General features: G+C 60.7%; 8 protein-coding genes. All 8 read right to left on the bottom strand.

Features of this window, described 5'->3' with window-relative positions; all coding sequences use genetic code 11:
• On the bottom strand, positions 1-502 hold a 502-nt coding region (locus ACZ92H_RS29235; RefSeq protein ID WP_465050662.1), incomplete at its 3' end, for a phage tail protein.
• 15 nt (positions 503-517) lie between these two features.
• Positions 518-3,397 (bottom strand): phage tail tape measure protein, encoded by a 2,880-nt coding sequence (locus tag ACZ92H_RS29230; RefSeq protein WP_465052395.1) that lies wholly within the window; start codon positions 3,395-3,397, stop codon positions 518-520.
• A complete protein-coding gene (locus tag ACZ92H_RS29225) occupies positions 3,398-3,511 on the bottom strand; it encodes a GpE family phage tail protein (RefSeq protein ID WP_071650284.1) in 114 nt (37 codons plus the stop codon).
• Positions 3,512-3,519: 8 nt separating this feature from the next.
• Positions 3,520-3,828 carry a phage tail assembly protein gene (locus ACZ92H_RS29220; protein ID WP_465050963.1) on the bottom strand — a complete coding sequence of 103 codons (309 nt, stop codon included), beginning with the start codon at positions 3,826-3,828 and terminating at the stop codon, positions 3,520-3,522.
• 37 nt (positions 3,829-3,865) lie between these two features.
• A complete protein-coding gene (locus ACZ92H_RS29215; protein WP_465050964.1) occupies positions 3,866-4,375 on the bottom strand; it encodes a phage major tail tube protein in 510 nt (169 codons plus the stop codon).
• A gap of 57 nt (positions 4,376-4,432) precedes the next feature.
• Entirely contained in the window at positions 4,433-5,608 is a 1,176-nt protein-coding gene (locus ACZ92H_RS29210) for a phage tail sheath protein (protein ID WP_465050965.1), read from the bottom strand.
• Positions 5,609-5,642: 34 nt separating this feature from the next.
• A complete protein-coding gene (locus ACZ92H_RS29205) occupies positions 5,643-6,152 on the bottom strand; it encodes a hypothetical protein (protein ID WP_465050966.1) in 510 nt (169 codons plus the stop codon).
• A gap of 3 nt (positions 6,153-6,155) precedes the next feature.
• A partial coding sequence (locus ACZ92H_RS29200) for a phage tail protein (RefSeq protein ID WP_465052393.1) occupies positions 6,156-7,489 on the bottom strand: 1,334 nt, incomplete at its 5' end.

Below are 7,489 nucleotides of genomic sequence, written 5' to 3'. Positions count from 1 at the left end.
CCACATTGCCGACCACGCTGCCCACGGCGTTCTTGGCCGCGCCGGCAATGCTGCTGGTCATGCCGTCGATGCTGAGCATGTTTTTCAGATCGCCGATATCGCCCAGGCCAACCATGGCCAGCACGCCGTCGTCGTCGCGCTTGAGCGCAATCGAGAACTCGACGCGGCGCGCGCCGCCGCTGCCGTCCAGGACGGTGCGGCCTTCCGTCATGCTGGTGATGCGATACGAGCCAAGTATGCGGCCCGTGCCCTGGACCAGAATCCACGATTTGCCCGTGTCGGCCATCATGCGCAGCGCATCGAGCGAGTAAAGGGAGCCGGTCAGTTCCGGCGCCACCCAGCCCGACAGGGTAATCGTGTCGTCGCCGGGGCCCACATACTGGTGCGCGTCGCGCAAGCCCACCCGGGCCGTGCTGGCATGCTTCCATTCCGTTTGCCGCTGTAGCTCGTGATAGGCCAAGGTCGGCAGGCTGAAAACGAACATTCCTAAAATCATCATCATGGTGGTGTTTCTTTCTTAATCGTGGTCGCGCAGGGACGAGCGGATGCGTGCCGCCTTTTCGCGGTCGCGCTGTTCCATGGCCGCGTACACGGCGCGCGCGATGGCCTGGGGATCGGTGCCGGCCTGCACGTTGAAAGTGATTTCGATCTTGTCGCCCTGGATCGTCATGCCGGTGCCGAACCCGCCTTGTGCCAGCGGCGCGCGCGTGTCGAAGGCACTGGCCGGTAATGCCGTGGCCGTGCCGATGGCGATGCCGGCGCCCAATTGCGTCAGGCGCTGCGCCAGGGTAGACACCTTGGCAATCGGCGCACCCTCGCTGCGGTCCAGGCCAACGGCCAGGCCCTGCATGGTGTAGTCGCCGAGCTGGGCAAACACGCGGCTCGGGCTGTGGATGCCCAGCTTTTCCTTAAACCAGGCAATGGTGCTGGAGCCGGCATTGCTGATGGCGTCCTTGACGGCGCCCATGGAGCTGGTGATGCCGTTGACCAGGCCACGCACGATGTTGGCGCCAAAGTCGGTAAACTTGCTCGGCAGGTCGATGCCGAACCAGCCCAGCACGCCCGCGAAGGCGCGATAGAACAGGCCCACGGGCGACCAGTTGGCGATCAGGTTATTCACGCCAACGAAGCCGCCGGCAAACGCAGTCTGGATTTGCGACCACGCGCCGGCAAAGAAACTGCCCAGCGGCGCCAGGCCGGTGGCGATGCGCTGCACGATATTGGCGGAAAAGTCAGTGAACTTGGCCGGCAGCACAATGCCGAACCAGCCCAGCACGCCGGCGAAGGCGCGATAGAACAGGCCCACGGGCGACCAGTTGGCGATCAGGTTGCTGACGCCTTTGATGCCGCCGGCAAAGGCTGTTTTGACGTGCGACCAGATGCCACTGAAAAACGCCTTGATCGGTTCCCAGTATTTATAGATGAGGTATGCGGCGCCAGCGATGGCGGCGATGGCCAGGATTACCCAGCCAACTGGGGTCGTCAGCAGCGCGGTGCCCAATCCCAGCACGGCGCGACTTACCCACATGAAGGCGCCGCCCAGGCCGCGCAGGATGGGCGTGAGCACGCCGCCCGTTACGCCCATCTTGGCGAACATGACGTGCAACATGGCATACGGGCCGATCAGGGCGGCAATGCCCAACATCAGCGGGCCGAGCACCAGCAGCAAGCCGGCCAGCACGCCAAAGACGGTAATCATGACCTTGGCGACGGTCGGGTTGCGTTCCATGAAGCCATTCAGGCGCTGCACGGCGCTGATGGCCATTTCCAGCCCCTGCGCGTACAGCGGCAGGATTTTCTCGCCCATGGTGAGCTTGAGATTGGCCAGCTTCGACTGCGCCTCCAGTTCCTTGCCGGCGGCCGAGTCGCGGCCCAGCTTGTCCAGCTGGCCGATATTGGCGGCGCCCCGGTTGAGCTTTTCGTTTTTGTGAATTTGCCCGCGCTGCAAATACATCTGCGAATACAGGTTCGATGCGGTGCGGTTTGAAAAGATGCTGCCGATGGCGTCGAGCACCTGTTTCTTTTCCGTGATGCCCTTCTTGGCCAGTTGCGGCAACAGCACCTTTTCCAGCCATTCGAACTGGTTTTCGCGGAACAGCTCGGCGCCCAGCAGTGCGCCCGGGTCAAGGAATGAAACTTGCCCGGCCTTGTCGTGCTTGACCTTGCTCTTGTCGCCGATCAGGCCAAACTCTTCCAGTTTTCGAGCTGAGCGCTTGGTGGTGCGGCCCTGGTACAAGTTCTGGTATGCACTCATCAGTGAGGTGCCGACGCGGTTGCCGCTCATTTCCTGCACCAGCGGTTCCATCTGGTAGTAAAAGGCATCATCTTTCAAGCCCTTGGCCGCGATGCCACCCGTCTTAATCATGTTCAGCCATTCATTCGGCCCGACGCGCCCGCCCGTGGCGGTGATGACCTGTTGCACGATGTTGGCCTGGGCTTCAAACTTTTCCTTACTCTCCAGGCCGCCACGCAGCTCGATGACCTTGAGCATGTCCATGAACTTGCGTTCGTTGTCGGCGCCTTCCGCCTCGCCAAAGAAGGCGTGATTGGCAAACTTCATTTTAGCCAGGGTAGGGGCGACCATTTCCGCATGATGCACGTCGGCAAAGGCGCTCATGCCGTCGCGCATGAGTTGCAGGTTGTCGAGCTGGCTGGTGCCGTAGGTCTGCATGTTGCGGGCAAAGGCGACGGCCTCGGCTGAGACTTTATCGCCCAGGCCCAGCGCGTTGACCCTGCCCACTTCTGTCTGATAGTGCTTGGCCTCGTTCAGTCCTTTGACGACGGGCGCGCCCAGCATGGCGCCCGTGGCAGTTGCGCCGGCGCCGGCCATGGCCAGGTTGCCCGCTTTGTTGCGCAGCTTCTCGGCGTGCTGGGTCGCGTTGGTGACTCGCTGCTGCTTGGCGGCCGCATTGGCCAGCTTCTGCTGCTGCAGGGTCATGGTTTTGTTAGTGGCCTCGATTTCTCGGCGCAAGGTGCGCTCGTGGTTGGCCAGGTCTTTGGTGCCGATGCCGGCGGCGCCCAGGCGCTCGCGCATGACTTGCAGTTGCTGCGCCTGCTGCTGGCCGGCCGTCTTCAAGGCGCTGGCCGCTTTGACAGCGGCGTTAAATTCGCGCGTCATGGCGCGCGTGGGGTTTTCCACCTGTTTCATCTTGGAGCCCAGGCTGGCCACTTTTTGCTGGGCGGCCTCCAGCTTGGTGCGAGTGGCGTCCAGGCCGCCATGCAGCTCGCGGAATTTGCCGATGTTCTTTTGCTGCGCGTTCAGGTCGCGCAAGCGGTCGCTGGTCGCCTTCAATGCCTTGGCCGTCTCGCTGGACCCGGCCACGATTTTCTTGAGCGGGCCGGTGATCTTGTCCAGTGCCGCAAATACCACCTGTAACTTCAAATCCCTACCAGCCATCTATTCCGCTCCGCTTCGCTGCCGGGCGCGTTCGCGCCAGGCCATCAGTTCATCAATCGTAAAGCCGTCCATCGCTGCCGGCGTCCAGTGGAAGACGCCGGCAATGTCGGCCATGGCGTCTTCTACTTCGCCGGGGATACCGTATGGCGATCGGCTTTGCTCACCAAAAAACCGGCAACCTCGGCGCCCACGGTGAGCAAGTCGGCAGGGTCCATGCTGGCCACGTCGTGCGCGGTCAGGGTCGGCTCGGTGATGCGCGGCAGCACGATCTGCAGGGCCGACACGTTCAGATTGGCCAGCTCGATGAGGGAAATGCCGCGCAGGGCACCCGCCTTGGGCTTGCGCACGGTGAGCGAGGTGATGAGAGTGTCGCCGCGCTTGATCGGCTCGTCCAGTTCGATGATGGCGCTGTTTTGGGTATCGTTGTGCATGCTGTGTTCCTTGTTGTGGTGTGATTTAAAAAGGGGATTACAGGCCGATGGCCTTGCGGATAGCCATATTCGTGTCGCCGCCGCCGAAGTTTTCGGTGCCGCTCATGAAGTCCAGTTCGATGACGGTGGCGCCGTCGATCATCAGCTTGTAATAGCTGCAGGCCATCGTGTATTTATGGGTGGTGTCGTCGCCCATCTTGGCGGCGCCCATATCGATTTCCTTGTAGCGGCCGCGCACGACGACCTCGACGGCGGCGACGATGCCGTCGTCGTCTTCCTGGTAAGCGCCGGCAAAGCGCAGTTGCACGGCGCCGTGCGTGTGCGCGCCGTACTGCTTCAGGGCTTCGGCGATCAGGCCGCCGCCGCTCCATTCCAGCGACAGCGCCTCGTTGCCGAAGTCCACGGATACGGGGCCGCTCATGCCGCCGGCGCGGTACTCTTCCATCTTGCGGCTGAGCTTAGGCAAAGTGACCTCTGGCACCATGCCCATGAAGGACACGCCGTTTTGAAACAGATTAAAATTTTTCAGTTTGCGGGGCAGGCCCATACTTTCTCCAGGTATTCAATGCGCCCGCGCTGGGCGGGCAGGGTGGTGGTTGAACGTTTATGCGGCGATGCGCGCGGCGAAGTCGGCCAGGTAGCGGTCGGTGATGCGCTGCTGGAATTTCAGGTTTTCCAGCGGCGGCACGGGCGTGTAGTCGTAATCGATGGCCAGCTTGCCGTCTTTCAGCGCCGTCTTGTCGTTGTACTGCTCGTCATACCAAGCATGGCCATCGATGATGTAGCCCTGCAATTTCAAGTCGCGGAACTTGGCATTGATGCTTTCCAGCAGGTCGCGCACCAGCGAAGGATGCAAGGGCACATCGACGTAGGCGAAATGCGCTTCGGCGATGGTATCGGCCAGCACCTGGGCCGTGCGCGTGTAGCTCTCGTAGTAGAAAAAGCCGCCTTGCTCCTCGCAGGTGCGGGAACCCCAAAAACGGTAGCCGCCCATGTTGACCAGGGTGGTGACTTCCTTGGCGTTGAGCATGCCGGCGTCGGTGGCCGGGTCTTGCAGGTCGAAAAACACGTCCTTGCTGATGCCGGTCGGGCCATTTACGACGACGTTGGACAGGGTCTTGTGCCAGCCCGTTTCCTCGTCGATCTTGGCGCGCAGGCCCATGGCATAGGCCACGGCGGACATGCTGGCCTCTTCATCGATGGCGGTGTTCCAGTTGACGAAGTCGGGCCAGATGAGCATCAGTTCGCGCTGGCCGAACTGGCCGCGGTAAGTGATGGCTTCCGTGGCGTTGGCGCAGCCGTAGGCCGATGCGTAGGCGAAGGCGCGCAGTTGCTGCGCCACGCTGGCCAGGGCGTTGGCCACGGCTTGCGTGTCCAGGCCTGGCGCGGCCAGGATGCGCGGTTTCACGCCTAGCTTGCTTTGCGCGGCCAGCAAGGCTTTCACGCCCAGGTACTGGCCGTCTGGCGAGACGCCGCCCACCACGTTGCTGGTGGTTTCCGCTTCCGTCTGGCCTTCGGCCACGCGCACGACGACGCACAGCGGTTTGGTCTGCGCAGCGATGGCTTCCAGCGCGCGGTACAAAGTACCGCTCTTGCCGGCCTTGCCCATGGCGGCCAGCACGTTGGTGATGAGCACGGGTTTATTCAGCGGGAAGGCGGCCTCGTCGGCATCCTCGGCCGTGGCGATCAGGCCGAGCACGGCGGTGGAGACGGTGCGGATAGGGCGCGAACCCTCGTTAATTTCGATGACGCGCACGCCATGGTGGTAGTCGGTGGGCATGGTTGGCTCTCCTGATGTGAGGTAAAAATAGGGATTACTGGCTGGTGTTGGTGGACAAGACCGCTGGCAAGGCTGCGCCGGCTTCGGTGAAGGCGCGGCGCGCCTCATCCGGCAACATGCCGGCGATGCGGTTGTATTCACGTTCGACGGATGCTTGCAGCGCTGGCATATCCTCGGCAGCGCACACCGCCGTGCAGGCGGTGATATTGAGCAAGTCGGTACGCGCCGTGCTGATCGCTTGCACGGTCGCCATGTCGGTGCTAGCCAGTGCGGCAAAGCCGATGCCCGCCAGGCGGTTCAATACGGCGTCACGGGACAGGCGTACCTTGTCCATATAGTGTTCCGCCAAGGTGGCGAAGGCGACAGGTGGAGCATCTGATATGACAAGTTTCCCCCGCTTGAATGCGAAGGTTTGTCCCGGTTGCCGTGCCATCGCGCGTTCAAAATCAGCGTAATCGACATCAGTAATGTCGTCGGGTAGGGTGGCGTAATCTTCTGTATACGGATAAAAGTTGCCCGTGGATTTGGAATAGCGAATGTTCATTTTTTAGTAACCAATGGCAATAACGTCGATGTACATGGCAGGCGCATTGCCCTTGATGTCTACATAGGATGCGGTTGGTGTGTTGTGCCATGCTGAGTAGGTTAGCGTGCCGCCGTTGATCGGCGAGACAAGCACGGTTGGGTTTTCCGTTCCAGGGAACCGTATGGGGAAGGTGAAACGGACAAAGTCGGAGGCAGAACTGGTCAGCACCAGGCCTTTTTGGATGATCATGCCGCCAGCCATCTTTTGATATCCGTTAATGGCAAGGGTAGAAGCAAAGTCGGCGTTGCGCCACATTTCGGCGGTGGAATCGATTACTTGCCAAACGTTTCCCCCAGTTTCCATCAGAGTGAGGTATTGGCCGACCTTGATCGTGATGCTTTGCACCATGCCGACATCAAATCCAATATTTACGCCTGGTGCAGCAACCAGTACTCCAGCATTGACCAGCCCAAAAAATTTGACGCACTTGCCGGTATTTGGGGGAATGCCCAGCGATGCTGGTGCCGGAATGGTGAGTACTTTGCCGGCATATGGGAAGTACAGGGCACAGCCCATGTCTTCTGCGGTAAGTGTGCGGCTTTCTAATACATTCCGATATTGCGCCATATTTCCTTGCGCGCGCTGCACAAATTCAGCATTGACCAGTCTGTTCGACTCGTCAAATTTCGGCGGTGTTGCCACGGTCTTCATGCTGTATTGCGGATGGGGATCAGCGCTGGTTTGGTGCCCGGCCAGTTGTTGATTTCCATACGCGATGACTTGGTCGTCTCGCTGGTCCACATAGCTGCGCTGGGCAAGTTGTGGGTGAGGATTGGCAGCATTCAAGTGGCCGGCTAGCTGCTGATCGCCATAGGCGCGGGCGCTGGCGTCTTGCTGATCGACATAAGCAGTTTTGGCCAGCAATGGATGCGGATCGGCAGCGTTCAAGTGAACAGCCAGCAGCTGATAAGCATAGGTGCGAGCGTTGCTGTCTTGCTGATCGACATAAGCAATCTTGGCCAGCAGCGGGTGTGGATCGGCTGCGGCCAGATGTTTGGCCAGTTGCTGATCGCCATAGGCGCGGGCGCTGGCGTCTTGCTGATCGACATAAGCAGTTTTGGCCAGCAATGGATTCGGATCGGCAGCGTTCAAGTGAACAGCCAGCTGCTGATAGGCATAGGTACGAGCGTTGCTGTCTTGCTGATCGACATAAGCAATCTTGGCCAGAAGCGGGTGCGGATCGGCGGCGGCCAAGTGTTTGGCCAGTTGCGCGTCACTGTACGCGCGCACGGTAATGTCTTGGTCATCAACATACTTGCGTGTGGCCAGGATGACGGAAGGATCGATTTTCAGTT

The sequence above is a fragment of the Janthinobacterium foliorum genome, from assembly GCF_978021625.1.
The sequence above is the reverse complement of the archived record's forward strand: the minus strand, read 5'-3'. Positions and strand labels throughout refer to the sequence as shown.